This is a genomic window from Mycobacterium sp. NGS63, assembly GCF_059812295.1.
This window is the reverse complement of record NZ_JCALCJ010000003.1, coordinates 637,417-660,681: the sequence shown is the minus strand read 5'-3', so window position 1 is coordinate 660,681 and position 23,265 is coordinate 637,417. Positions and strand designations below refer to the sequence as shown.

General features: G+C 69.9%; 26 protein-coding genes and 1 riboswitch. Of the genes, 13 read left to right on the top strand and 13 right to left on the bottom strand.

Translation table 11 applies throughout. From position 1 onward, the window contains the following. Positions 1 to 2: 2 nt before the first annotated feature. A complete protein-coding gene (locus AC5Y4Z_RS10225; protein ID WP_499963189.1) occupies positions 3 to 1,028 on the bottom strand; it encodes an AurF N-oxygenase family protein in 1,026 nt (341 codons plus the stop codon). 189 nt (positions 1,029 to 1,217) lie between these two features. Between AC5Y4Z_RS10225 and serC the strand changes: the two genes are divergently transcribed. Together serC and sepH are read left to right on the top strand one after the other, a co-directional pair. Then, positions 1,218 to 2,336 (top strand): phosphoserine transaminase, encoded by a 1,119-nt coding sequence (gene serC / locus AC5Y4Z_RS10220; protein ID WP_499963187.1) that lies wholly within the window; start codon positions 1,218 to 1,220, stop codon positions 2,334 to 2,336. A 107-nt stretch (positions 2,337 to 2,443) separates the two neighbouring features. Then, entirely contained in the window at positions 2,444 to 3,214 is a 771-nt protein-coding gene (sepH, locus tag AC5Y4Z_RS10215) for a septation protein SepH (RefSeq protein WP_499963185.1), read from the top strand. On the opposite strand, the gene AC5Y4Z_RS10210 is transcribed toward sepH, so the two are convergent. From AC5Y4Z_RS10210 to AC5Y4Z_RS10200, 3 genes are read right to left on the bottom strand one after another with little or no spacing between them, the layout of a single operon-like run. Beyond that, on the bottom strand, positions 3,211 to 3,495 hold the full coding sequence (locus AC5Y4Z_RS10210; RefSeq protein ID WP_499963183.1) for a DUF2537 domain-containing protein: 285 nt from the start codon (positions 3,493 to 3,495) through the stop codon (positions 3,211 to 3,213). The genes sepH and AC5Y4Z_RS10210 overlap by 4 nt on opposite strands. Then, positions 3,492 to 4,325, bottom strand: coding sequence for a TrmH family RNA methyltransferase (locus AC5Y4Z_RS10205; RefSeq protein WP_499963180.1), 834 nt, complete (start codon positions 4,323 to 4,325; stop codon positions 3,492 to 3,494). Before AC5Y4Z_RS10205 ends, AC5Y4Z_RS10210 begins: the two co-directional genes overlap by 4 nt. After that, on the bottom strand, positions 4,322 to 4,753 hold the full coding sequence (locus tag AC5Y4Z_RS10200; RefSeq protein WP_499963178.1) for an Rv0880 family HTH-type transcriptional regulator: 432 nt from the start codon (positions 4,751 to 4,753) through the stop codon (positions 4,322 to 4,324). The genes AC5Y4Z_RS10205 and AC5Y4Z_RS10200 overlap by 4 nt, the downstream gene beginning before the upstream one ends. 122 nt (positions 4,754 to 4,875) lie before the next feature. Here AC5Y4Z_RS10200 and AC5Y4Z_RS10195 point away from each other — a divergent pair, with 122 nt between their 5' ends. Both AC5Y4Z_RS10195 and AC5Y4Z_RS10190 read left to right on the top strand, forming a co-directional pair. Then, positions 4,876 to 5,151, top strand: a complete 276-nt coding sequence (locus AC5Y4Z_RS10195) for a DUF2530 domain-containing protein (RefSeq protein WP_499963176.1) — start codon at positions 4,876 to 4,878, stop codon at positions 5,149 to 5,151. 22 nt (positions 5,152 to 5,173) lie between these two features. Further along, a complete protein-coding gene (locus AC5Y4Z_RS10190) occupies positions 5,174 to 5,629 on the top strand; it encodes an SRPBCC family protein (RefSeq protein ID WP_499963172.1) in 456 nt (151 codons plus the stop codon). On the opposite strand, the gene AC5Y4Z_RS10185 is transcribed toward AC5Y4Z_RS10190, so the two are convergent. Next, positions 5,626 to 6,456 (bottom strand): DUF3027 domain-containing protein, encoded by an 831-nt coding sequence (locus AC5Y4Z_RS10185; RefSeq protein ID WP_499963170.1) that lies wholly within the window; start codon positions 6,454 to 6,456, stop codon positions 5,626 to 5,628. The genes AC5Y4Z_RS10190 and AC5Y4Z_RS10185 overlap by 4 nt on opposite strands. A 184-nt stretch (positions 6,457 to 6,640) precedes the next feature. Between AC5Y4Z_RS10185 and AC5Y4Z_RS10180 the strand changes: the two genes are divergently transcribed. The 3 genes from AC5Y4Z_RS10180 (at position 6,641) to AC5Y4Z_RS10170 (ending at position 9,809) form a co-directional block, all read left to right on the top strand. Beyond that, a complete protein-coding gene (locus AC5Y4Z_RS10180) occupies positions 6,641 to 8,341 on the top strand; it encodes an MFS transporter (RefSeq protein WP_499963168.1) in 1,701 nt (566 codons plus the stop codon). Further along, positions 8,338 to 8,841 (top strand): DUF2771 domain-containing protein, encoded by a 504-nt coding sequence (locus AC5Y4Z_RS10175; protein ID WP_499963166.1) that lies wholly within the window; start codon positions 8,338 to 8,340, stop codon positions 8,839 to 8,841. Before AC5Y4Z_RS10180 ends, AC5Y4Z_RS10175 begins: the two co-directional genes overlap by 4 nt. 101 nt (positions 8,842 to 8,942) lie before the next feature. Further along, positions 8,943 to 9,809, top strand: a complete 867-nt coding sequence (locus tag AC5Y4Z_RS10170; RefSeq protein ID WP_499963164.1) for an endonuclease domain-containing protein — start codon at positions 8,943 to 8,945, stop codon at positions 9,807 to 9,809. A gap of 72 nt (positions 9,810 to 9,881) precedes the next feature. Here AC5Y4Z_RS10170 and AC5Y4Z_RS10165 read toward each other — a convergent pair whose 3' ends face one another. The 3 genes from AC5Y4Z_RS10165 to AC5Y4Z_RS10155 all read right to left on the bottom strand — a co-directional run bounded on the left by AC5Y4Z_RS10165 (position 9,882) and on the right by AC5Y4Z_RS10155 (position 13,342). Beyond that, the gene (locus AC5Y4Z_RS10165) at positions 9,882 to 10,877 is read right to left on the bottom strand and encodes a glutathione S-transferase family protein (protein WP_499963162.1); all 996 of its coding nucleotides are present in this window, start codon (positions 10,875 to 10,877) and stop codon (positions 9,882 to 9,884) included. Positions 10,878 to 10,891: 14 nt separating this feature from the next. Next, positions 10,892 to 12,820 carry an acyl-CoA dehydrogenase family protein gene (locus tag AC5Y4Z_RS10160; protein ID WP_499963160.1) on the bottom strand — a complete coding sequence of 643 codons (1,929 nt, stop codon included), beginning with the start codon at positions 12,818 to 12,820 and terminating at the stop codon, positions 10,892 to 10,894. 114 nt (positions 12,821 to 12,934) lie between these two features. Further along, entirely contained in the window at positions 12,935 to 13,342 is a 408-nt protein-coding gene (locus AC5Y4Z_RS10155; RefSeq protein WP_499963158.1) for a cold-shock protein, read from the bottom strand. A 150-nt stretch (positions 13,343 to 13,492) separates the two neighbouring features. Between AC5Y4Z_RS10155 and AC5Y4Z_RS10150 the strand changes: the two genes are divergently transcribed. From AC5Y4Z_RS10150 to AC5Y4Z_RS10135, 4 genes are all read left to right on the top strand, one after another. Further along, positions 13,493 to 13,897, top strand: a complete 405-nt coding sequence (locus AC5Y4Z_RS10150; RefSeq protein WP_499963156.1) for a YccF domain-containing protein — start codon at positions 13,493 to 13,495, stop codon at positions 13,895 to 13,897. Next, positions 13,894 to 14,982: a GTP 3',8-cyclase MoaA gene (gene moaA / locus AC5Y4Z_RS10145; protein WP_499963153.1), complete on the top strand. Its 1,089-nt coding sequence runs from the start codon at positions 13,894 to 13,896 to the stop codon at positions 14,980 to 14,982. The genes AC5Y4Z_RS10150 and moaA overlap by 4 nt, the downstream gene beginning before the upstream one ends. Positions 14,983 to 14,986: 4 nt before the next feature. Further along, the gene (locus tag AC5Y4Z_RS10140) at positions 14,987 to 15,265 is read left to right on the top strand and encodes a MoaD/ThiS family protein (RefSeq protein ID WP_499963151.1); all 279 of its coding nucleotides are present in this window, start codon (positions 14,987 to 14,989) and stop codon (positions 15,263 to 15,265) included. A 204-nt stretch (positions 15,266 to 15,469) separates the two neighbouring features. Beyond that, positions 15,470 to 15,682: riboswitch (cyclic di-AMP (ydaO/yuaA leader) on the top strand. Between the two features lie 13 nt (positions 15,683 to 15,695). Beyond that, the gene (locus AC5Y4Z_RS10135) at positions 15,696 to 16,508 is read left to right on the top strand and encodes a transglycosylase family protein (protein WP_499963149.1); all 813 of its coding nucleotides are present in this window, start codon (positions 15,696 to 15,698) and stop codon (positions 16,506 to 16,508) included. A 13-nt stretch (positions 16,509 to 16,521) separates the two neighbouring features. Here AC5Y4Z_RS10135 and AC5Y4Z_RS10130 read toward each other — a convergent pair whose 3' ends face one another. The 4 genes from AC5Y4Z_RS10130 to AC5Y4Z_RS10115 are packed head-to-tail and all read right to left on the bottom strand — an operon-like array spanning position 16,522 to position 18,163. Next, on the bottom strand, positions 16,522 to 16,947 hold the full coding sequence (locus tag AC5Y4Z_RS10130; protein ID WP_499963147.1) for a molybdenum cofactor biosynthesis protein MoaE: 426 nt from the start codon (positions 16,945 to 16,947) through the stop codon (positions 16,522 to 16,524). After that, positions 16,944 to 17,426 (bottom strand): MogA/MoaB family molybdenum cofactor biosynthesis protein, encoded by a 483-nt coding sequence (locus tag AC5Y4Z_RS10125; protein ID WP_499963145.1) that lies wholly within the window; start codon positions 17,424 to 17,426, stop codon positions 16,944 to 16,946. The genes AC5Y4Z_RS10130 and AC5Y4Z_RS10125 overlap by 4 nt, the downstream gene beginning before the upstream one ends. Next, complete coding sequence (gene moaC, locus AC5Y4Z_RS10120; protein ID WP_499963143.1) at positions 17,423 to 17,953, bottom strand: cyclic pyranopterin monophosphate synthase MoaC; 531 nt, start codon at positions 17,951 to 17,953, stop codon at positions 17,423 to 17,425. The genes AC5Y4Z_RS10125 and moaC overlap by 4 nt, the downstream gene beginning before the upstream one ends. Before the next feature lie 9 nt (positions 17,954 to 17,962). After that, complete coding sequence (locus tag AC5Y4Z_RS10115; protein ID WP_174320979.1) at positions 17,963 to 18,163, bottom strand: hypothetical protein; 201 nt, start codon at positions 18,161 to 18,163, stop codon at positions 17,963 to 17,965. 94 nt (positions 18,164 to 18,257) lie between these two features. Between AC5Y4Z_RS10115 and AC5Y4Z_RS10110 the strand changes: the two genes are divergently transcribed. Together AC5Y4Z_RS10110 and AC5Y4Z_RS10105 are read left to right on the top strand one after the other, a co-directional pair. Further along, positions 18,258 to 20,510: a helicase-associated domain-containing protein gene (locus tag AC5Y4Z_RS10110; RefSeq protein ID WP_499963141.1), complete on the top strand. Its 2,253-nt coding sequence runs from the start codon at positions 18,258 to 18,260 to the stop codon at positions 20,508 to 20,510. 151 nt (positions 20,511 to 20,661) lie between these two features. Then, positions 20,662 to 22,311 carry a DNA repair helicase XPB gene (locus tag AC5Y4Z_RS10105; RefSeq protein ID WP_499963138.1) on the top strand — a complete coding sequence of 550 codons (1,650 nt, stop codon included), beginning with the start codon at positions 20,662 to 20,664 and terminating at the stop codon, positions 22,309 to 22,311. 39 nt (positions 22,312 to 22,350) lie between these two features. Here the strand turns inward: AC5Y4Z_RS10105 and AC5Y4Z_RS10100 are convergent, their stop codons facing one another. Further along, entirely contained in the window at positions 22,351 to 23,256 is a 906-nt protein-coding gene (locus AC5Y4Z_RS10100) for a type IV toxin-antitoxin system AbiEi family antitoxin (protein ID WP_499963135.1), read from the bottom strand. Positions 23,257 to 23,265: the final 9 nt, after the last annotated feature.

The following is a 23,265-nucleotide window of genomic DNA, read 5'->3' as shown; positions in this document are numbered from 1 at the left end:
CCCTACGCGGCCGGAACGGGGGCCAGATGCTGGCGCTGGGGCTCGCTGCGATACCGCGACGGCTTGCCGTTGATCTTGCAGACCCGCCACATCAACCGCGCCGAACGCGTCTCCATCAGGCCGGTGTCGTAAGCCAGCATCCGCACGTCGCCGAACATGTCGCTGAGCCACTTACGCGATTCCGGCGACCGGAAGAACAGCTCCTTCTTCACCTCGCGCGGGATGTCGAACTCCTGCCAGAACGCCTTGGGCGGCACCACAATTGCGCGACACAGCGCCTTCATCGTCAACGGCAGGTACAGCGCGGTCCAGAAGCGCTGCCGCTTGGTCAGTTCCGGCACCCGCTTGCGCAGGAACTCGTGGGCGAACGAGATGTGGCGGGCTTCCTCGGCCACGTGGATGGCCATCACCCGCTCCATGATCGGGTGCAGCGACTTCCCTTCGCGCAGAACGTTTTTCTGCGTGTGGTCGATGGGCTCCTCACCGGCGAGCACGCCGATGAAGAACGCCACCGGCAGTGGGCCGGCAACCAGCGGAACCAGCGGCGAGAGCCACTTGAGCATGCGCGGCATGCCCGGCACATCGGCACCGATGCGGTTGACCATCTCCTGGAACATCATGGTGTGGTTGCATTCTTCGACCGACTCGTGCAGGCAGTACCGGTACTCGGGCGAACCGTTGGGCACCCAGAACGTGTAGTTCATCAGGCCCCGGATCAGGATCGACTCGAAGTGCAAACCCACCTTGGCCACGTTGGCCTGGCGCCACATGCCGATCTTGATCTTGCGTTCCTCGGACTGGGCCTGATACCAGGGATGCCGACCCAGTGGGTCGGTCTGCGGCAGAATCCACCGGGGGTCGTTCTCGGTGACGGCGAATTCCGGTGATTCCCAGTCGATATCGGTGTAGGGATTGAAGTTACGCCGCACCGACCCCTCGGACAGTGTGGCAAGCATGTCGACGTACTCGGCGTCGTCGCGCACCTCCATGTTGCGGCGCCAACGCCGAACCATTCGCGTCCTGGCCATACAAAAGCCCTCCCCAACGAGGTTTACATTTGGATGTGCTATGTCTAGACAGTACCGCAGGTACCGGATATTTTCCAGAGCTGCCCGAGCCACTGTGGCCTGACCGGTGGTCACTCGATCGGTGTGGCGCGGCTCACAGCCCGGCCCGCGGCGTCGGGGCCCCGCGGCCTCCTCACTAGGCTGGTGGATATGGCTGACCAGCTCGAGATTCCCGCCGACATCAAACCCCGCGACGGCCGCTTCGGGTCCGGTCCCTCCAAGGTCCGGCCCGAGCAGCTCAAGGCGCTGACCACCACCGCCGCGCCGTTGTTCGGCACCTCGCACCGCCAAGCGCCCGTCAAGGACCTGGTCGGCCGGGTGCGGTCGGGGGTGACCGAGCTGTTCTCGGTGCCCGACGGTTACGAGGTCATCCTGGGCAACGGCGGCGCGACGGCGTTCTGGGACGCCGCGGCGTTCGGGCTGATCGACAAGCGGTCGCTGCACCTTTCCTATGGCGAGTTCAGCTCCAAGTTCGCCTCCGCGGTCGCCAAGAATCCGTTCGTCGGCGACCCCATCGTCATCAAGTCGGACCCGGGCACGGCCCCCGAGCCGCAGGCCGACCCGTCGGTCGATGCGATCGCGTGGGCGCACAACGAGACGTCGACGGGGGTCGCGGTGCCGATTCGCCGGCCCGCCGACTCGGGTGACGCGCTGGTGCTGATCGACGCGACCTCGGGCGCCGGCGGTCTGCCCGTGGACATCACCCAGACGGACGCGTACTACTTCTCGCCCCAGAAGAACTTCGCCGGCGACGGCGGGTTGTGGCTGGCGATCATGAGCCCGGCCGCGCTGGCCCGCGTCGAGTCGATCGCCGCGTCCGGTCGCTGGGTTCCCGACTTCTTGTCGCTGCCGATCGCGGTGGAGAACAGCGTGAAGAACCAGACCTACAACACCCCGGCGATCGGCACCCTGGCGCTGATGGCCGAGCAGCTGGACTGGCTGCTGGGCAACGGCGGGCTCGACTGGGCGGTCAAGCGCACGGCGGACTCGTCGCAGCGGCTGTACACCTGGGCCCAGGAGCGGCCGTACACCACGCCGTTCGTCGCCGATCCGGCGTTGCGGTCTCAGGTGGTGGGCACGATCGACTTCGCCGACGACGTCAATGCTGCAGTAGTCGCGGCCACCTTACGGGCCAACGGCATCGTCGACACCGAGCCGTACCGCAAGCTGGGGCGCAACCAGCTGCGGGTCGCGATGTTCCCCGCGGTCGAGCCCGAGGACGTCAGCGCCCTCACCCAGTGCGTCGACTGGGTGGTCGAGCGGCTGTAACGGCAAAATCCGCCCGCGTGTCAGCGCGGGTTACCGGCGTTAGCTGCACTAGAGTGCGCACCAGACGGGTCCGTCGCTGAACGGCACGGAGCCTGCGAGGAGAAGCCATGCGGGAACTCAAAGTGGTCGGTCTCGACGACAAGGGCGAATACATCATCTGCGAGGGTGATGACCCCGCAGAGCGGTTCAAGCTGGTGGCCGACGAGCGACTCCGCGCCGCCGTGCGCGCCGAATCGGCACCGCCGGAACAACCGCAGCTCGACATCGAAGTAGTGAACCTGTTGAGCCCGAAGGAAATTCAGGCCCGCATCCGTGCCGGCGCGTCCGTCGAACAGGTCGCCGCGGCCTCCGGCTCCGACGTCGCCCGCATCCGCCGATTCGCCAATCCGGTGTTGCTGGAACGTTTCCGTGCGGCGGAGCTGGCAACGGCCGCGCACCCGGTGCTGGCCGACGGCCCGTCGGTGCTGACCCTGCTGGAGACGGTCAGCGGCGCCCTGGTGGCGCGCGGCCTCGACCACGAGCGGCTCAGCTGGGACGCCTGGCGCAACGAAGACAACCGCTGGACGGTGCAGCTGGCGTGGAAGGCCGGGCGCTCCGACAACGTCGCGCATTTCTGCTTCACCCCGGGCGCCCACGGCGGGACAGTCACCGCGGTCGACGACCCGGCCCACGAGCTGATCGACCCGGACTTCGAGCGTCCGCTGCGGCCGCTCGCGCGGGTGGCCCACCTCGAGTTCGAAGTGGACGCGAAGCCCGAGGCCCCCGCACCGGCGCCCCAGCCGGCGGCCGAGCAGCCGGTGCACACCCGGCGCGGCAAGCCGGTCATTCCGGCCTGGGAGGACGTGCTGCTCGGCGTGCGCTCGAGCGGGCAGCGCTAGTAGTTTCCCGACAGCATCAGCGTCAGCAGCGCCACCCAGGCGCCGGCGACCCCGACGGCGGCACCCAGCACGAACCAGCGCAGCACCAGGGTGCGCCGCCAGCCCCACAGCGTCGGCGCCAGCCCGCCCGCCGCCACGACGTTGAGGCCTACGGCCAGCAGCGGATGCACCCGGATCAGCCCCAGACTGAGCACGACGACGGCGACCCCGATCACCGCGGCGACGAACGCGGAGACCGTCAAACCCGTTGCCCAGGGCCGGGAATCGCGCTCGTCGGTCACGGCGAAAGCCTGACCCGCTCGTAGAACGCCAGCGCCGCCGCGGTCGCGACGTTGAGCGAATCGGTGTCGCGCGACATCGGGATGCGCACCCGCACATCGCTGAGTCGCAGGGTGGGCGCCGTCAACCCGGGACCCTCGGCGCCCACCAGCACCGCGACGCGTTCGTCGGTCAAGCCGGCCATCACCTCGGCCAGCGGGCACGCGTCGCGCCGCGGCGTCATCGCCAGCAGCCGAAAACCGTTGTCCCTCAACAGCTTAAGGTCCCTGGGCCAGCTGGCCGCTCGCGCGTAGGGCACCAGCAGCGCGTGGCCCATGGACACCCGGACGGCGCGGCGGTACAGCGGGTCGGCGCAGCCGCTGCCGAACACCACCGCGTCCACGCCCAGCCCCGCCGCGTTGCGGAAGATCGAGCCCAGGTTCTCGTGGTCGTTCACGCCTTCGAGCACCGCGACCGTGCGGGCGCCGTCGATGACCTCGGCGACGCCGGGTTCCGGCACCCGCCGCGCGGCGGCCAGCACGCCACGATTGAGGTGGAAGCCGACCACCTCGGCCATCACCTCCGCGGTCGCCCGGTAGAACGGCGCGGCCGCCCCGGCCAGATCGTTCTTGAGTTCGGTGAGCCTGCGGTCGGTGCCCAGCAGGGCGTGCGGGGTGAAGCGCGACGCCAGCATGCGCTGTACCACCAGCACGCCTTCGGCGATCACCAGCCCTTTGCCCGTGGGCAGGTCGGGGCGGCGATCGACGCTGTTGAGGTCGCGGAAATCGTCGAGGCGGGGATCGTCGGGATCGGTGACGTCCTGAATGTCCGGAATGCCTGAGCCGTCGCTCACGGGCTTTCGTCGACCAGAGCCAGCATCAGATCGGCGGCCTCGCGCAGGGTGTCGCGTTGGTCGCCGCCCAGGGTCGCCAGCCGCTTGGCCAACCACTCCTGCCGGGCGCGGCGGTTCGCCTTGACCAGCTCGGCGCCCGACTCGGACACCGACACCAGGACCTGCCGGCCGTCGACGGGGTGCGGCGTGCGGTCGACGAGACCCATCTCGGCCAGCGAGGCGATCACCCGGGTCATCGACGGGGGTCGTACGCGCTCCCGAATCGCCAGCGCGCCCGGGGTCATGGCGCCTTCGTTGACGAGGGTTGCCAGGGCCGACAGCTGGGACAGCGACACCGGCGAAGACGGGTTGCGAAACCGCAGTTGGCGGGCCAGCCGCATGACAGCCAGCGACAAGTCGCTGGCCAGCCGGGCGTCGCTGTCAGGCATGGCGCGAGGTTACACGTAACCCCGGAAACGCGGGACCCGAAGCGGCCAACGACACGCTTCGAACCGTTGCCCGCGCTCGGGCGGATGCCGGCGCGCATCGTCACCGCGTTATGTTGATCGCGATGTCTGTCGAACCCGGCCCGAGTCGCGAGGCGCCGCCGCTGCCGCCGGCGCTGCTCGAGGTGTGGCCCGTCGTTGTGGTCGGCTTCGTGGGCTGGGCGATCGCCGTGGCCGTCGCGTTTCTCGTGCCCGCGCTGCAGAGTTGGCGGCCGGTGACGCTGGGCGGACTGGGCGTCGGGCTGGTCGGCACGAGCATCTTCGTGCTGCAGCTCGCCGCCGCCCGTCGCGGCGCCCGCGGGGCGCAGACCGGCCTGGAAAACTACCTCGACCGCGACTGAATTCGCCGACCCGGGAGGAACAATGGCCGCTCCGCTGCTGCAGACGCAAGTCGACATCGACGCACCGGCGTCGAAGGTCTGGGCACTGATCTCGGACTTTCGGCGGATGCCCCAGTGGAGCCCGCAGTGTCGCTGGATGCGGCCCTTCGGCCCGCTGCGCCCGGGCACCCGCACCCTTAACCTCAACCGCCGCAAGCGCATGTTCTGGCCCACCACGTGCACGGTGGTCGAGGTCGTCCCCGAGCGGCGACTCGCGTTCCGGGTCGACGCGAACGGCACCATTTGGAGCTACGAGCTCGAGCCCAACGGCCAGGGCACGCGGCTGATCGAGAGCCGCCACGCCGAGAACGGCGTCAGCGCGGTCTCCAGCCTGACGGTCAACGCCTTCATGGGCGGGACCACGAACTTCGAACGCGAATTGCTCGAGGGCATGAACACCTCGCTGGCACGGATCAAGGCCGCCGCCGAAAGCGGCTAGTCCGCCGAGTCCGGTTCGGCTGGCTCCGGCGGTTCGGGCGCCGGTTTCTCCGCGACGTCGAGCACCCCGTCGTCGTAGGGCTCATACATGGGCGAGCCGGTGCCCGGCGGCGCCGGGGTGTCCGAGTGGGCACCGCAGCCGTACTGGTTGTCGACGACGTGCCCGTCGGCCGACAGCTCGTTACCGCACACCCCGAACATCGCGCCCAGCGATCCGGCCAGCGGCAGGAAAAAACCGCAGTCGCGGCACACGCGCTTGGTCGAACGGGCCATCGCCGATTCGGGGCCGTAGTCGCCGGTGTGCCATCGTTCGGCCGCATCGGCGCGGCCCCAGACGCCCATCACCCAGCGCCGGCCGAAGCCGACCTCGGCGGCGGTCTCGTCGACCTGCGGGTCGCCGCTGGCGGCGTAGCCGGGCACCAATCGGGGGTCGTCGGCCGCGGGCGCCAGCAGGTCCCCGGGGCTCAGGTCCCCCGGCCGCACCCGCTGGTCCCAGGGCACCCATTCGGGCGCCAGCAACGCCGTCGGCCCGGGGACCAGGACGACTTCGCTGATCGTCGCGTGGTCGGCGCCGGGGTAGGCGGCGACGACGGCGGCCCACTGCCAGCCCTGGTAGCCGGGCAGGTGCGCGAGGAACCGGTGGGTGGCGGCGTTGGGGTCCTCCTGGCTGACGCCCAGGTAGTCCCCGACGGCCTCCGCGCCGGCGAACTCCTCGACGGCGGCCCGGGCCAGGTCGGCGGCGCCCGTGAGCACCGCCGCCAACTCCTCGGGCCACTCGGCCACGGTCGTCGCGGCAGCCTCGGTCGACCCGTCGGTGGGTCCGGTCACGCTGTCCCCTCTCTTCGTGGCGATCGCAAGCCCGGCGCTGCCGGGCGCTGCGGGTCGCCACCATCGACCATCGTGGCGATCGCAAGCCGGGCGCCGCGGGTCGCCACCATGGACCAAGTGCGTCTCCAATAGTAGGTTGGCGAGCCACGCCCTGTTGCCTGCCGCCATAAGACAGAATTGATTCGTGTCTGGACGGCGGCGTGATGACCGGGGTCGGGTTGCCTCCAACCCGGGCCGCCGGACGCGCCCGGACGCCAAGGGATCGGCCAGCCAGCACCCCGGCATGGCCAACTACCCGGCCGACGGCCCCGACCGTCGCAGGCCGCGTCCCCGGCCCACCACGCCGAGCGCCAACCGCTATCTCCCCCCGCTGGGCGAGCGCCCGGAGCCGGAGCGCACCCGCGGCGAGCCGCCGCGCGCCACCGCCTCCAGCGAACGCATCACCGTCACCCGCGCCGCGGCGATGCGCAGCCGCGAAATGGGTTCCCGCATGTACTGGATGGTGCAGCGCGCCGCCACCGCCGACGGCGCCGACAAGTCCGGCCTGACGGCGCTGACCTGGCCCACCGTGGCCAACTTCGCGGTCGACTCCGCGATGGCCGTCGCGCTGGCCAACACCTTGTTCTTCGCGGCGGCCAGCGGCGAAAGCAAATCCAAAGTGGCGCTGTACCTGTTGATCACGATCGCGCCGTTCGCGGTGATCGCGCCGCTGATCGGTCCGGCGCTGGACCGGCTGCAGCACGGCCGCCGCGTCGCGCTGGCGCTGTCGTTCGCGTTGCGCACCGCGTTGGCCTTGCTGCTGATCATGAACTACGACGGCGCCACGGGCAGCTTCCCGTCGATGGTGCTCTATCCGTGCGCGCTGGCGATGATGGTGTTCTCCAAGTCGTTCAGCGTGCTGCGCAGCGCGGTGACCCCGCGGGTGATGCCGCCCAGCATCGACCTGGTGCGGGTCAATTCGCGGCTGACGGTGTTCGGCCTGCTGGGCGGCACGATCGCCGGCGGCGCCATCGCCGGCGGCGTCGAGTTCGTGTGCACCCACCTGTTCAAGCTGCCCGGGGCGTTGTTCGTCGTCGTCGCCGTCACGATCGCCGGCGCCTTGCTGTCCATGCGGATCCCGCGCTGGGTCGAGGTGACCGCGGGCGAGGTGCCGGCCACCCTGAGCTACCGACGGGACAGCGGCCAACCGCCGCGAAGCTGGCCCGAAGCGGCCAAAAAGCCCGGCTCCACGATTCGACAACCGTTGGGCCGCAACATCATCACCTCGCTGTGGGGCAATTGCACCATCAAGGTGATGGTCGGCTTCCTGTTCTTGTACCCGGCCTTCGTCGCCAAGGCGCACGACGCCAACGGCTGGGTTCAGCTGGGCATGCTGGGCATGATCGGCGCCGCGGCCGCGATCGGCAACTTCGCCGGCAACTTCACCAGCGCGCGCCTGAAGTTGGGCAGGCCGGCCGTGCTGGTGGTGCGGTGCACGGTGGCGGTGTGCGCCGTCGCGCTGGCGGCGTCGGTGGCGGGCAACCTGCTGGTGGCCGCGATCGCCACCCTGATCACCTCGGGGTCCAGCGCGATCGCCAAGGCCTCGCTGGACGCCTCCCTGCAACACGACCTGCCCGAGGAGTCGCGGGCCTCGGGATTCGGGCGCTCGGAGTCGACGCTGCAGCTGGCGTGGGTACTCGGCGGCGCGCTGGGCGTCCTGGTGTACACGGAGCTGTGGGTGGGCTTCACCGCGGTCACCGCCCTGCTCATCCTCGGCCTGGCCCAGACCCTGGTCAGCTTCCGCGGCGACTCGCTGATCCCCGGCCTCGGCGGCAACCGGCCCGTCATGGTCGAGCAGGAGGGCATGCGCCGCGGCGCCGGCAGGCCGGCGGCGGTGCCGGAGTGAAACGCGGCGTGGTCGCGCTCGTCGCGGCCGTGGTGGCGGTCGCGTGCGTCGCGGCCGGGGTCGGGGCGTGGCTGCTCGTGCGGCGGCCCGGCCCGCAGCGGCCAGAGATCAGCGCCTATTCGCACGGGCACCTGATCCGGGTGGGGCCGTACCAGTACTGCGACGTGCTCAACCTCAACGACTGCCAGACGCCGCAGACGCAGGGCGAGCTGCCGTTCAATGCGCGCTACCCGGTACAACTTTCGGTTCCCGACGCCATCGCGCGCGCGCCCTGGCGGCTGCTGCAGCTGTATGAGGACCCCGCCAGCACCGCCGAAACCATATTCCGGCCGGGCAGCCGGCGCGCGGTCACCATTCCGTCGCTGGACCCGCAGCGCGGGAAGCTGACCGGGATCGTCGTGCAGTTGTTGACGTTGGTGGTCGACGCCAGCCAGCCGAACGACGTCCCGACGGTCCGCCCCTACCCGCATGCCGAATGGTCGGTGCGCCTGACCTCGTGACCTCGCCGCCGAACGTCGAGTTGTTGCGCCGAACGGGTTGATTGTGCACAACAACTCGACGTTGGGCAGAACATGTCGGTCCGGACCGGCACCTTGAGCGCATGGAAATCCTGGACTGGCCATTCAGAGGTACCGACGCCCTTGCCGCCGGGGTTGTCACCCGGCACGGGTTGCGGACCGATTTCGAGATGGTCCATCGCAACGTCTACATCCGCCGCGGCCAGAAGTTGACCCCTGTTACCCGGGCGGTAGCCGCCTGGTTGTGGTCCGGACGGACGGCTACGGCGGCTGGCCTTTCCGCTGCGGCCTTGCACCGGACGGCGTGGATCGACGACTGGCTGCCCGCCGAGCTGAACCGGCCCGGCCGCGACAAAGCGCGCGGCATCATTTTGCACAGCGACATCCTCGAGGACGACGAAACGTGTGTGCGTGACGGGATCCGCATGACCACACCGGCCCGCACGGCGTTCGACCTGGGCAGGCGAAAGGGCTTGACCACCGCGGTGATTCGGCTGGACGCAGTCATGCACGCGACCGATGTGAAGACAGCTGACGTCGAGCTGCTCATCGACCGGCATCGAGGTGCACGCGGGTTGGTTCAGTTGCGACGGGTCTTGCACCTGGCCGACGGGGGCTCGGAATCACCGTATGAGACGCGGACGCGGCTGGTCCTCGTCGGCGCCGAATTGCCACGGCCCGAGACCCAGATCGAGGTGCTCAATGAGTGGGGCGCCGTCATGGCGCGCATCGACATGGGGTGGGAGGAGTGGAAAGTCGGCGTCGAATTCGACGGGGCTCAGCACTGGACCGATCCCCTGCAGCGCACCCGGGACATCGATCGGCTGGCCGACCTCGAAGCTCGGGGCTGGGCGATCATCCGGGTCAGCGCCGACCTGCTGCGATACCGACCCCACGTCGTCGTGGCGCGCGTCCGTCGGGCCTTACAGGCGGCGGGCTGCCCGCTGTGACCCCGTCGAGCGTCGAGTTGTTGCGCCACAACGGGTGTTTGCCCGCAACAACTCGACGTTGGGCGCAAAGGCTCAGCCGACGGGCACCCGCTCGCCCTCAATCGGGGGGCCGGGCGGAGTTCCGTCCCCGAATGGCCTGCCGCCCAACGCTTCCCGTCCGTGCGGTGTCAGCCAGCCGGACAGGTCCGGGCCCTTGGGCACGATGCGCGTCGGGTTGATGTCGGCGTGCACGATGTAGTAGTGCTGCTTGATCTGGACGAAGTCGATGGTGTCGCCGAAGCCCGGCGTCTGGAACAGGTCGCGCGCGTAGGCCCACAGCACCGGCATCTCGGACAGCTTGCTCCGATTGCATTTGAAGTGGCCGTGGTAGACCGGGTCGAAGCGGGCCAGGGTGGTGAACAGTCGCACGTCGGCCTCGGTGATGGTGTCGCCCACCAGGTATCGCCGGCCGGCCAGCCGATCGCTCACCCAATCCAGCGCGGTGAACAGCCGGTCGTACGCCGCTTCGTAGGCCTCCTGCGTGCCGGCGAATCCGCAACGGTACACGCCGTTGTTGATCTCGGTGTAGATCCTCTTGCTCACCTCGTCGATCTCGGCCCGCAGCGGTTCGGGGTACAGCTGCGGGGCGCCGTCGCGGTGGTAGGCGGCCCACTCGGTGGACAGGTCCAGGGTCATCTGCGCGAAATCGTTGGTGACCACCGCGCCGGTCGGCACGTCGACGATCGCCGGGACCGTGATGCCCTTGGGATAGTCCGGGAAGCGCTTGAAGTAGGCGTCCTGCAGCCGTGGGATCTTCAGCACCGGGTCGACGCCGCCGGGGTCGAGGTCGAACGTCCAGCTGCGCTCGTCGTGGGTGGGGCCGCAAAACCCTATGGAGAGAACGCTTTCCAGGCCCAGCAACCGGCGGACGATGATCGCGCGGTTGGCCCACGGGCACGCGCGGGCCACGACGAGGCGATACCGGCCCGGTTCCACGGGATAGCCGTCGCGCCCGTCGGCGGTGATCCGGGTGGCGATGTAGTTGGTGTCGCGGGTGAATTCTCCCGCGCCGGCGACGTAAGTGGCCATGTCCGCACCCGCCCCTACGAGTTCAGGAACCGCCGGGCCAGGTTCGGCTCGGTCGACTCCCCCGGTTCCCAATGCGCGATCCACGGGCCGGTGCCCTCGGACTGGTCGACGATCCCCTCCTCCAGCCAGCTGTAGCGGCCCTCCAGCACGTCGCGGGTCAGCCGGACGTCGACGCTGTCGCTGTTGGCCCACAGCGCCTGGAACAGGCCCTCGACCCGCAGGGTGGCTTGTCGGCAGAACGCGTCGGCCAGTTCGTATGCCTGTCGACCGACGGCCGCGTCGGCGGCCCGCAGACCCTCGGCGCGCACGCATGCCGCCGACATCGCGAACAGCTCGGCGCCGATGTCGACGATGCGTCCCAGGAAGCCTTGTCGCTGTTCGAGTTTGGCCTGCCAGCGCGCCATCCCGTAGAAGGTGTTGCGGGCCAGCTTGCGGGTGGAGCGTTCGACGAACCGCAGGTGCGACGCCAGCTGGCCGAACTCGCTGTACGCCCTGGGCCGCTGGCCTTCCCCGAATACCAACTGCGGCAACCACTTTGCATAGAACCCGCTCGCCCCGACGGCCGCGGCCGCCTTCTGCCGCAAACCCGTGTCCGGCTTGGCCAGGTCACCGGCCGCGGCCAGGTGGGCGTCGACGGCCTCCCGCGCGATGAGCAGCCGCATGATCTCGCTCGACCCCTCGAAGATGCGGTTGATCCGCAGGTCGCGCGCCACCTGCTCGGTGGGCACCGCCCGCTCCCCGCGCGCGGCCAGAGATTCCGCGGTCTCGTAGCCCCGCCCACCGCGGATCTGCAACAGCTCGTCGACGACGACGCAGGCCATCTCGCTGGACCACAGCTTGGCCAGCGCCGCCTCGATCCTGATGTCGTTGCGGCCCTCGTCGGCCATCTGAGCCGACAGCTCGAGCACCGAATCCAGCGCGTATGTGGTGGCGGCGATGAACGAGACCTTGTGCGCCACCGCTTCGTGTTCGGCGAGCGGCTTGCCCCATTGCACCCGTTCACCCGACCACTCGCGGGCGATCTTCAGCGCCCACTTCGCCGATCCGGTCGCGCTGGCGGGGATCGACAGCCGCCCGGCGTTGAGCGTGGTCAGCGCGATCTTGAGGCCATCGCCCTCCCGGCCGACCAGGTTTTCGGCGGGCACCCGCACCCGATGCAGCCTGGTCACGCCGTTCTCGATGCCGCGCAACCCCATGAACTTGTTGCGCCGCTCCACGGTGATCCCGGGCGAATCGGCCTCGACGACGAATGCGCTGATGCCGCCGCGATGCCCCTCGCCCTTGGGCACCCGGGCCATCACCACCAGCAGTTCGGCCACCACGCCGTTGGTGGTCCACAACTTCACGCCCTCGAGCTCGTAGGCGGCGCCGTCCTCGACCGGCGTGGCCGTCGAGGCCAGCCGCGCGGGGTCGGAGCCCACGTCGGGCTCGGTGAGCAAAAACGCCGAGATCGCGCCGGCGGCGCAGCGCGGCAAGAACTTTCGCTTTTGTTCGTCGCTGCCGGCGAGTTTAAGCGGCTCGGGTACGCCGATCGACTGATGGGCCGACAACAGCGCGCCCAGGCTGGGGTGGACCGACGCGACCATCACCAGCGCCCGGTTGTAGGCGACTTGCGACATGCCCAGCCCGCCGTATTCGGTGGGGATCTTCATGCCGAAGCAGCCCAGCTCGGCCAGTCCCTTCACGTATTCCTCGGGAATCAGCGCCTCGCGCTCGATGGCGCTGCCGTCGACGGTGGCGAGGAACTCCCGCAGCCTGTCGAGGAAGGCGCGGGTGCGCGCCTCGTCGGCCTCGGCCGGTTTGGGGAAGGGGTGGATGAGTTCGAGCGGGAAATGACCGAGGAACAGCTCCTTGGCGAATGACGGTTTGTCCCAACCGGTTTCGCGGGATTCCTCGGCGAGAGCCCGCGCTTGCTCCTCGGTGACCTGCGCTTGCTGTGCCATCGCCGCCTCCCTCGCTAACGATTCACATCGAGGCCTTGAATACCCGGTGCCCTAGCCGCATAGTACGGCGAATCGCAGCAAAAATGACCGGTGGTCGGAGACGCGTCCGCGCAGTTAGGAGTCGAGCTCCCGGGCGACCGCCTTGACCACCTCGGATACCCGGCGGGCGGTCTTGCGGTCGGGGTAGCGGCCCTTGCGCAACTCGGGCTGCACGGCGCTCTCCAGCAGCGTGATCATGTCCTCGACCATGCCGTGCAGCTCGTCGGGGCTGTGCTTGTGCTCGGCGGGCACCTCGCGGCGCGTCTTGGCCAGGCTGGGTGGCGGATCGATCAGCTTGAGACTCAACGCCTGCGGACCGCGCCGCCCGGACGCGACGCCGAATTCCACTCGCTGCCCGGACTTGAGCCCCTCGACCCCGGCGGGTAACGCCGACGAGCGGACGTAAACGTCCTCGCCGTCCTCCTGCGACAGGAAGCCGAACCCCTTTTCGGCGTCGTACCACTTAACCTTGCCGGTCGGCACTGGTCTCACCTGCTTGTCTGATGGATCACTAGGATAGGCAACGCAAGAAGCGTCCCGCCTGCGCAGGACGCATGTTGAATCCTGATCCTACTCGGATGCCCGCCCGACGAGCACCCCCGTTACTCGTTACTCGGTATCCTGGGAGAAGATATGCGCCTGATCCTGAACGTAATTTGGCTGGTGTTCGGCGGCCTGTGGATGGCCGCCGGATACCTGCTGGCGGCGCTCGTCAGTTTCCTGCTCATCGTCACCATCCCGTTCGGCTTCGCATCGCTGCGCATCGCCTCGTACGCGCTGTGGCCCTTCGGCCGCACGATCGTCGACAAGCCGACCTCCGGAACCGGTGCCCTGATCGGAAACGTCATCTGGGTGCTGCTGTTTGGGCTGTGGCTGGCGATCGGCCACGTGGTGAGCGCGGCGGCGATGGCGGTCACGATCATCGGCATCCCGCTCGCGCTGGCGAACCTGAAACTGATCCCGGTATCGCTGATGCCGCTGGGCAAGGAGATCGTCCCCGTCGGCTCGTCGACCCGATCCGCGCCGGTGGCCGCATGACACTGACCGCTCTGGGCCTACCGACGGTCCCCGGCCGCTCCGACGGCGCCGGCGCTTCGGAGGCGCCGACGATGCCGACCACGGGGCCGCTGCTGGACACCTACGGCCGGGTCGCCACCGACCTGCGGGTGTCGCTGACCGATCGCTGCAACCTGCGGTGCACCTATTGCATGCCGGCCGAAGGCCTGGACTGGCTGCCGGGCGGGCAACTGCTGCGGCCCGACGAACTCGCCCGGCTGCTGCACATCGCCGTCACCCGCCTCGGGATCACCAGCGTGCGGTTCACCGGGGGTGAGCCCTTGTTGTCCCGGCACCTCGAGGAGGTGGTCGCGGCCGCGGCCGCGCTGCGGCCCCGGCCCGAGATCTCACTGACCACCAACGGCGTCGGGCTGGCGCGACGGGCCGCCCCGCTCGTGGCGGCGGGCCTGGACCGGGTCAACGTGTCGATGGACACCGTGGACAACGAGCACTTCGCGGCCATCACCCGTCGCGACCGGCTCGCCGAAGTAATGGACGGGTTGGTGGCCGCCAAGGAGGCGGGGCTGACCCCGGTCAAGGTCAACGCCGTGCTGGATCCGGCGACCGGCCGCGAGGATGTCGTCGGCCTGTTGCGGTTCTGCCTCGAGCACGGCTATCAGTTGCGGGTCATCGAGCAGATGCCGCTGGACGCTGGGCATGCGTGGCGCCGCGGTGCCGCACTGACGGCCGACGACGTGCTGGCGGCGCTGCGCCCGCACTTCCGGCTGCGGCCCGACCCGGCACCGCGCGGTTCGGCGCCGGCCGAGCTCTGGCTGGTCGACACGGGCCCGGGCACGCCGAGCGGAAAATTCGGTGTCATCGCGTCGGTGTCGCACGCGTTCTGCTCGTCGTGCGATCGCACCCGTCTCACCGCCGACGGCCAGATCCGCAGCTGCCTGTTCTCCACCGAGGAGACCGACCTGCGCGGCCTGCTGCGCGGCGGCGCCGGCGACGACGCGATCGAGGCGGCGTGGCGCGTCGCAATGTGGGGCAAGCCCGCCGGACACGGCATCAACGACCCCAACTTCATCCAGCCCACCCGCCCGATGAGCGCGATCGGTGGTTAGGCCGATGGGTCAGCCCCCCGTCGCAGCGGAGGGAATCCAGGTGACCGTCCGCTACTTCGCCGCCGCGCGCGCCGCCGCCGGAACCGAATCCGAGACGCTGGTGGTGCGTCCCGGCACCACGGTGGCCGAGCTCGTCGAGCGGCTCGGGGTTCAGGGTTCCCGCCTCGCCACGGTGTTGAGCCGATGCTCCTATCTGTGCGACGGGATCGCCGTGCGCGACGAGACCACCGCGTTACGGTCCGGTGACACGATCGATGTTCTTCCGCCCTTCGCCGGCGGCTGAAACTGTGAAATAGCTCACGTAACGAAACGATAACGACACAGTCACGCCCGGATCTCGGGCGCTATGACCTGCGCAAATCCCTAGCGTTCCTGGGCTTTTCGAAGATGACCGGACGCGAAACGCCGGGTTACGCAGGACGTGACGAGACCAACAGAACCCGCTAGCGTCTCCGGAGGTTCGCCAAGCTCCCTATGGCGTTCCTCCCTCACCTAGGCGCCGAGCTCCATCCAGTAGGCGAGGGAAACCGTAACTGGATGGAGACGGGGGACCCACCGGTCCACCGTGATCGGATCGGGGCCGTTCGCGGCCCCTTGGGGTGAAGCCGGCGTCGGCTCCATGCGGAGCGCGGCGGCGGCCGGGTAGCCTCTCCAACCCGAACCCGACAGCTGACCTCGCAGGCGCGTTACGAGAGAGGAACATTTCGGCGCGTATGAGTGGACGGCATCGCAAGCCCACGACTTCCAGCATCAGCGTCGCCAAGATCGCCTTTACGGGGGCGGTTCTTGGTGGCGGCAGCATCGCCCTGGCCGGTCAGGCCGCCGCGGCCACGGACGGCGAATGGGATCAGGTAGCCCGTTGCGAGTCCGGCGGCAATTGGGGCATCAACACCGGCAACGGGTACCACGGCGGCGTGCAGTTCAGCTCGAGCACCTGGGCCTCGCACGGCGGTGGCGAATACGCCCCGTCGGCCGAACTGGCCACCCGGGAACAGCAGATCGCCGTCGCCGAGCGGGTGCTCGCCACCCAGGGCCGCGGCGCCTGGCCCGTGTGTGGCGGTCCGCTGTCGGGCCCCACTCCGCGCGAGGTCCCCGCGCCCGCCCCGGCGGGCATGGACGCCCCGCTGGACGCGCCCTGGCTGAACGGGGGGCCGCTCGCTCCCCCGCCGCCGGCCGACGCGCCGCCGCCGGACGCTCCCCCGCCGCCTCCGCCACCGCCGGCCGACCCCGCACCACCGGTGCTGCTGACGTCCTACGGCCAACCGGCGCCTCCCGCCGACGCGCCGCCGCCGGCGCCGCCCGCGGACGTTCCGCCCCCGGCGGATGTGCCCCCGGCCCCTCCGGCGGACCTGGCGCCCCCGGCTGAGGCCCTGCCGCCCGCTCCCCCGGCCGAGGCCCCGCCGCCCGCGGACCCCGCGCCGCGGCAGGTCTCTAATGTCGGCTACACCCAGCAGCTTTGGGCAGCGATCCAGGGCTCCAACATCCACGGAAACGACGCGCTGGACGCCCTGGCGCAGCCGTCGTAGTACGCCCGGCCTGTTAGGCCGAGCCCACCCATTCTTCGGTTCCGTCGTCGAAGAACTGGTGCTTCCACACCGGTAGCCGCGCCTTGATGGTGTCGACCAGCTTGGCGCACGTGTCGAACGCCGCGCGGCGGTGGTCGGCGGCGACGGCGGCCACCAGCGCCGCCTCCCCGATGTGCAGCGCGCCGACCCGGTGGCTGGCCGCGACGGCGCGCACGCCGTCGGCCTCGTCGGCGACCTCGGCCACCACCTGGGCCAGGACGTCGGCGGCTGACGGGTGCGCGGAATACTCCAGCCGCACCACCCGGCGGCCGGCGTCGTGGTCGCGAATCATGCCGACGAACCCGACGATGGCGCCGGCCGACTGATGGCCCACCAGCTCCTCGTGCTCCGCCAAAACGATCGGCTGTTCGGTCATGGCGGCGCGCAGGACGCGCGTCATCGCTGGTGATCCCCGCCGGCGAGCTGGTCGAGCGCGTGGTCGAGCACGTCGGCGAGCACCCCGAGCCCGTCGCGGACGCCCCCGGGCGAACCCGGCAGATTAATGACCAGCGTCCGGCCGGCCACGCCGCAGACGCCGCGCGACAGCACCGACGTCGGTACCTTCGGCAGCCCGGAGCGGCGGATGGCGTCGGCCAGCCCCGGGATCATGTAGTCCAGCACCGCCACGGTCTGGTCGGGGGTGCCGTCGGTGGGCGAGATGCCGGTGCCACCCGAGGTGAGGATCAGGTCGACCTCGGCGTTCAGCGCGCCACGCAGGGCCTGGCCGACCGCGCCGCCGTCGGCCACCACCTCGGTCTGTACGGGCGAAAACCCGCGCTGCTCAAGCCATTCCGCGATGATCGGCCCGCAGCGGTCCTCGTACACGCCGGTCGACGCGCGGGTCGAGGCGATGATCACTCGTGCGGATCGCGCGCTCATGACCGCTCCCAATCTCCGGTTTTGCCGCCCTGCTTGCGAAGTACCCGAATGTCGTCGATGCGGGCAGCCGGGTCGACGGCTTTGATCATGTCGTAGAGCGTGAGCCCCGCGACGGAAACAGCGGTCAGCGCCTCCATCTCCACGCCGGTGCGGTCGGTGCTGCGCACGGTCGCGGTGATCTCGATATCGGACTCGCCGACGGCGAAGTCGACATCGACCCCGGTGAGCGCGAGTTGATGACACAGCGGGACGAGGTCGCTGGTGCGCTTTGCCGCGAGAATGCCCGCCACCCGCGCGGTGGCCAGCGCGTCGCCCTTGGGCAGGCCCCCGGAGGAGATCAGCGCCACCACCTCCGACGAGGTGCGCAAGGCGCCGGCGGCGACGGCCGTGCGCCGGGTGGCACCCTTGTCCGTAACGTCGACCATGTGGGCCGCGCCTCGCTCATCCAGGTGCGAGAGCGTCCCCGGCCGGGATTGGTGCGACTGGGAAGTCGCAGGCGGCTTGGCTGCCTCTGAGGCCCTAGCCATCCGGACGACCTAGCGGTTGACGACCGTAACCGGGTGGAGATAGGGCAGGTCGGTGGACGGCAGGGGGAACACCAGTTCCCCGAAGGGTGACAACGCACCCGTTCGATCCGTCACCAGTTCGCTCACGGCGTGGTCGTCCGGGTCCGTCGTCGGCCAGCCGTTGTCGACGTACTTGGTCTTGCGCGCCTTGCCTTCAGCAGTGTCAGCCACGCGGTCCATTCTGACAGGTCGCCCGGGCGCACGCGGCGCAAGGCCGCCGTGACCGTGGCCTTTGCGGTCGCCGCCTGCTTTACGCTGGTCAGCGATGACCGACAACACCCCGGATATCCCGCTGGGGTCCTGGCTGGCCGACCTGCCCGACGAGCGGCTGATCCGACTGCTGGAACTCCGGCCGGACCTCGCGCAGCCCCCGCCCGGCAGCATCGCCGCGCTGGCCGCGCGTGCCCAGGCGCGCCAGTCGGTCAAGGCCGCCACCGACGATCTCGACTTCCTGCGGCTGGCGGTGCTCGACGCGCTGCTGGTGCTGCAGGCCGATTCCGCCCCCGTGCCCACCGCCAAGCTGCTCGCGCTCATCGGTGACCGCGCCCCCGAGGCCGGCGTGGTCGGCGCCCTGGACGCCCTCCGGGAGCGCGCCCTGGTCTGGGGCGAGGCCGCGGTCCGGGTGGCCGCCGATGCCGGCACGGCGCTGCCGTGGCATCCCGGACAGGTCACGTTGGAGGACAGCTCCCGCACGGGCGAGGAGATCTCCGCTCTCATCGACGGTCTCGACGACGCGCAGCTCGACGTGCTGGACAAACTGCTCGAGGGCTCGCCGATGGGCCGCACCCGCGACGCCGCGCCCGGCGCGCCGGCGGATCGCCCGGTGCCGCGGTTGCTGGCGATGGGCCTGCTGCGACGCGTCGATGCCGAGACGGTGATCCTGCCCCGCCACGTGGGGCAGGTGCTGCGCGGCGAGGACCCCGGCCCCATGCGCCTGACCGCCCCCGACCCGGTCGTGTCGACCACCACCGCCGCCGATGTCGACGCGGTCGCGGCGGGGGCCGTCATCGATTTGCTTCGCGAGATGGACGTGCTGCTCCAAACCCTTGGCGCCGCACCGGTTTCCGAGCTGCGCAGCGGCGGGCTGGGGATTCGCGACGTCAAGCGCCTGGCGAAGGCGACCGGTGTCGAGGAGCCGCGGCTGGGACTGATCCTCGAGGTCGCCGCCGCGGCCGGATTGATCGCCAGCGGCATGCCCGACCCGCAGCCCGCGTATGGCGAGGGACCGTACTGGGCGCCGACGCAGGCCACCGAGCGGTTCTCCGCGCTGTCCCCCGCCGAGCGCTGGCACCTGCTGGCCGACACCTGGCTCGACCTGCCGGTCCGGCCGGCACTGATCGGCACCCGCAGCCCTGACGCCAAACCGTATGGCGCCCTTACCGATTCGCTGTACTCGACGGCCGCACCGCTGGATCGCCGACTGCTGCTCAACATGCTCGCCGAGCTGCCGCCCGGCGCCGGCGTCGACGCGGTCACGGCCTCCGCGGCGCTGATCTGGCGGCGGCCGCGCTGGGCCAGGCGGCTGCAGCCGCAACCCGTGGCCGACCTGCTGGCCGAAAGCCACGCGCTGGGCCTGGTGGGTCGCGGGGCGATCAGCACGCCGGGGCGGGAGCTGCTGGACCACGCCGGCGACCCGGACACCGCGGTGCAGGCGATGGCACGGGCGATGCCCGCCCCCATCGACCACTTTCTGGTGCAGGCCGACCTGACCGTGGTGGTGCCCGGTCCGCTGGAACGTGACCTCGCCGAGGACCTCGCCACCGTCGCCACCGTCGAATCGGCCGGCACGGCGATGGTGTACCGCATCAGCGAGCAGTCGATCCGCCACGCGCTCGACATCGGCAAGACCCGCGACTGGATGCACGAGCTGTTCGCCAAGCACTCGAAAACCCCGGTGCCGCAAGGCCTCACCTACCTCATCGACGACGTCGCCCGCCGGCACGGCCAACTCCGGATCGGCATGGCGGCGTCGTTCGTGCGCTGTGAGGACCCGGCGCTGCTGGCCCAGGCGGTGGCGGCCGTCGACGAGCTGCAGTTGCGCGCCCTGGCGCCGACGGTGGCGGTGTCGCCGGCACCGATCGCCGAGGTGCTCGTCGCGTTGCGCGGCGCGGGCTTCGCCCCGGCGGCCGAGGATTCCTCCGGTTCCATCGTCGACGTCCGTCCGCGCGGTGCCCGGGTGCCCACCCCGCAGCAGCGCCGGCCATACCGCCCACTGCCGCGGCCGACCAGCGAGACGCTGAACGCCGTCGTGTCCGTGCTGCGCAAGGTGACCTCCGCGCCGTTCGGGAACATCCGCGTCGACCCGGCGGTCACGATGTCGCTGTTGCAGCGCGCGGCCAGGGACCAGGACACGCTGGTGATCGGCTACCTCGACGCCGCGGGCGTAGCCACTCAGCGGGTGGTGTCACCGGTCACGATCCGGGGCGGGCAGCTGGTGGCCTGGGATTCGGCGTCCGGGCGGATGCGTGACTTCGCCATCCACCGCATCACGTCGGTGGTGTCGGCCGAGTCCGGATAATGGGCTCATGCGCGCCGACGACGATGCAGTGGGGGTACTCCCCAACTTCGCGGGGACCCCACCCGCTTGCGGGGGACGCGTAGCGCGATGTGGGGGTACTCCCCAACTTCGCGGGGACCCACCCGCTTGCGGGGGAGAGGAGTGGCGCTAGATGTCCGACGGACCGTTGATCGTGCAGTCCGACAAGACGGTGCTGCTCGAGGTCGATCACGAACTGGCCGGCGCCGCCCGCGCCGCCATCGCGCCGTTCGCCGAGCTGGAACGCGCGCCCGAGCACGTGCACACCTACCGGGTCACGCCGCTGGCGCTGTGGAACGCGCGCGCCGCGGGCCACGACGCCGAGCAGGTCGTCGACGCGCTGGTGTCGTTCTCGCGCTACGCGGTGCCCCAGCCGCTGCTGGTGGACATCGTCGACACGATGGCCCGCTACGGGCGACTGCAGCTGGTCAAACACCCCGCGCACGGCCTGACGCTGGTGAGCCTGGATCGGGCGGTGCTCGAGGAGGTGCTGCGCAACAAGAAGATCGCGCCGATGCTGGGCGCGCGCATCGACGACGACACCGTGGTCGTCCACCCCAGCGAGCGGGGCCGGGTCAAGCAGATGCTGCTCAAGATCGGCTGGCCCGCCGAGGATCTCGCCGGTTATGTCGACGGCGAGGCGCACCCGATCAGCCTGGAGCAGGACGGCTGGCACCTGCGCGACTACCAGCAGCTGGCCGCGGACTCGTTCTGGTCGGGCGGCTCGGGGGTCGTGGTGCTCCCGTGCGGCGCCGGCAAGACGCTGGTCGGCGCGGCCGCGATGGCGAAAGCCGGTGCGACGACGCTGATCCTGGTCACCAACATCGTCGCCGCCCGGCAATGGAAACGCGAGCTGGTCGCGCGCACCTCGCTGACCGAGGACGAGATCGGCGAATACTCCGGCGAGCGCAAGGAGATTCGTCCGGTCACCATCTCGACGTACCAGATGATCACCCGTCGCACCAAGGGCGAATACCGGCACCTGGAGCTGTTCGACAGCCGCGACTGGGGGCTGATCATCTACGACGAGGTGCACCTGCTGCCGGCGCCGGTGTTTCGGATGACCGCAGACCTGCAGTCCAAGCGGCGTCTCGGCCTGACCGCCACGTTGATCCGCGAGGACGGCCGCGAGGGCGACGTGTTCTCCCTGATCGGCCCGAAGCGCTACGACGCGCCGTGGAAGGACATCGAGGCGCAGGGCTGGATCGCGCCGGCGGAGTGCGTCGAGGTGCGCGTCACCATGACCGACAACGAGCGGATGATGTACGCCACCGCCGAACCCGAGGAGCGCTACCGGCTGTGCTCGACGGTGCACACCAAAATCGCTGTGGTCAAGTCGATCCTGGACAAGCACCCCGGCGAGCAGACCCTGGTGATCGGCGCCTACCTCGACCAGCTCGACGAGCTGGGCACCGAACTGGACGCCCCGGTGATCCAGGGGTCCACCCGAACCAAGGAACGCGAAGCGTTGTTCGATGCCTTCCGCCGCGGTGAGGTGTCCACCCTGGTCGTGTCCAAGGTCGCCAACTTCTCCATCGACCTGCCGGAAGCCTCTGTGGCGGTGCAGGTTTCGGGCACATTCGGTTCGCGCCAGGAGGAGGCCCAGCGGCTGGGCCGGTTGCTGCGGCCCAAGTCCGACGGCGGCGGCGCCATCTTCTATTCCGTGGTGGCCCGCGACAGCCTGGACGCCGAGTACGCCGCGCACCGTCAGCGCTTCCTGGCCGAGCAGGGCTACGGCTACATCATCCGCGACGCGGACGACCTACTGGGCCCGGCTATTTAGCGCGAGCTACCATCCAGCGCGAGCAGACGCAAAAGCCCCTCAAAACTGCCGTTTTGAGGGGCTTTTGCGTCTGCTCGCGCCACTCAACAGGTGGGTGTTGATGCGGTCTACCAGGCCGGCCGGATCGCGCCGTATGTCGTCGACGGTCATTGGGATGCTGGTCCAGCCGCATTCCTGCAGCCGGGCGATCTTCAGCCTGTCATGCAGCAGGGCCTCTCGGCTCAGGTGCCACTCGAGGCTGTCGTACTCGGCGACGAGCATCGCGTCCGGCCAGGCGAAGTCGACGCGCCAGACCCTGCCGTAGCGGCCAACGATGCTGTATTGGAGCTCCGGCATGGGCACTCGGTAGTCGATGAACACCAGTCGCGCCTCACTCTCCATCGGCGACTCGGCGAGACTGTTGGCGTGGCCGATCAATTCCCGGACCTTGACGATGCCCCGGCGGCCTCGGTGTTCGCGGATTGCCTCGAGCAATTCGCCTGTCGTACAAGCGCCAAGGTGTAGTGCGGCATCGAGCGTCGCCAAGGCGCGCGGTCGCCGCAACGTCCTCGCGACTTCGATGGCCGTCCATGCGGGTGCCGTCGCAAGTCGCCCTTCCACCCGCCGCAGCGGAGCGCCGATTCGTTGATGCACCATGAGACCCGAGGACGGTCGCATCCGAACACCTGGGTCAAGAATGTGCACCCGGGATGTGGTCTCGGTGTCGAAGCCGTACAACGCCGCGGCGGTACCCATGCAGGCGACAATCGGCTGATCGGCCACCAGATCCAGTGCGGCAAGTTGGCCCAGCACGTCCGGTTGACTCACTGCGTAGACCCCATGGCGTACCCGAATTAGTCTGCCCGCCTTGATGAATCCGGCAAGCTGCTTACGGGTGATCACGGCCAAGAGCGCGGCAGTGGTCGCTAGGCCGCCCTGCGACCGCAGCACGCTTTCGATGTCCACGGCCCGCCA

Excerpts from the sequence above, each read along its gene's own strand:
- AC5Y4Z_RS10225 (WP_499963189.1), bottom strand. The coding sequence starts at position 1,028 with ATGGCCAGGACGCGAATGGTTCGGCGTTGGCGCCGCAACATGGAGGTG.
- serC (WP_499963187.1), top strand. The coding sequence starts at position 1,218 with ATGGCTGACCAGCTCGAGATTCCCGCCGACATCAAACCCCGCGACGGC.
- sepH (WP_499963185.1), top strand. The coding sequence starts at position 2,444 with ATGCGGGAACTCAAAGTGGTCGGTCTCGACGACAAGGGCGAATACATC.
- AC5Y4Z_RS10200 (WP_499963178.1), bottom strand. The coding sequence starts at position 4,753 with ATGCCTGACAGCGACGCCCGGCTGGCCAGCGACTTGTCGCTGGCTGTC.
- AC5Y4Z_RS10195 (WP_499963176.1), top strand. The coding sequence starts at position 4,876 with ATGTCTGTCGAACCCGGCCCGAGTCGCGAGGCGCCGCCGCTGCCGCCG.
- AC5Y4Z_RS10190 (WP_499963172.1), top strand. The coding sequence starts at position 5,174 with ATGGCCGCTCCGCTGCTGCAGACGCAAGTCGACATCGACGCACCGGCG.
- AC5Y4Z_RS10170 (WP_499963164.1), top strand. The coding sequence starts at position 8,943 with ATGGAAATCCTGGACTGGCCATTCAGAGGTACCGACGCCCTTGCCGCC.
- AC5Y4Z_RS10165 (WP_499963162.1), bottom strand. The coding sequence starts at position 10,877 with ATGGCCACTTACGTCGCCGGCGCGGGAGAATTCACCCGCGACACCAAC.
- AC5Y4Z_RS10160 (WP_499963160.1), bottom strand. The coding sequence starts at position 12,820 with ATGGCACAGCAAGCGCAGGTCACCGAGGAGCAAGCGCGGGCTCTCGCC.
- AC5Y4Z_RS10150 (WP_499963156.1), top strand. The coding sequence starts at position 13,493 with ATGCGCCTGATCCTGAACGTAATTTGGCTGGTGTTCGGCGGCCTGTGG.
- moaA (WP_499963153.1), top strand. The coding sequence starts at position 13,894 with ATGACACTGACCGCTCTGGGCCTACCGACGGTCCCCGGCCGCTCCGAC.
- AC5Y4Z_RS10140 (WP_499963151.1), top strand. The coding sequence starts at position 14,987 with ATGGGTCAGCCCCCCGTCGCAGCGGAGGGAATCCAGGTGACCGTCCGC.
- AC5Y4Z_RS10135 (WP_499963149.1), top strand. The coding sequence starts at position 15,696 with ATGAGTGGACGGCATCGCAAGCCCACGACTTCCAGCATCAGCGTCGCC.
- AC5Y4Z_RS10130 (WP_499963147.1), bottom strand. The coding sequence starts at position 16,947 with ATGACGCGCGTCCTGCGCGCCGCCATGACCGAACAGCCGATCGTTTTG.
- AC5Y4Z_RS10125 (WP_499963145.1), bottom strand. The coding sequence starts at position 17,426 with ATGAGCGCGCGATCCGCACGAGTGATCATCGCCTCGACCCGCGCGTCG.
- moaC (WP_499963143.1), bottom strand. The coding sequence starts at position 17,953 with ATGGCTAGGGCCTCAGAGGCAGCCAAGCCGCCTGCGACTTCCCAGTCG.
- AC5Y4Z_RS10110 (WP_499963141.1), top strand. The coding sequence starts at position 18,258 with ATGACCGACAACACCCCGGATATCCCGCTGGGGTCCTGGCTGGCCGAC.
- AC5Y4Z_RS10105 (WP_499963138.1), top strand. The coding sequence starts at position 20,662 with ATGTCCGACGGACCGTTGATCGTGCAGTCCGACAAGACGGTGCTGCTC.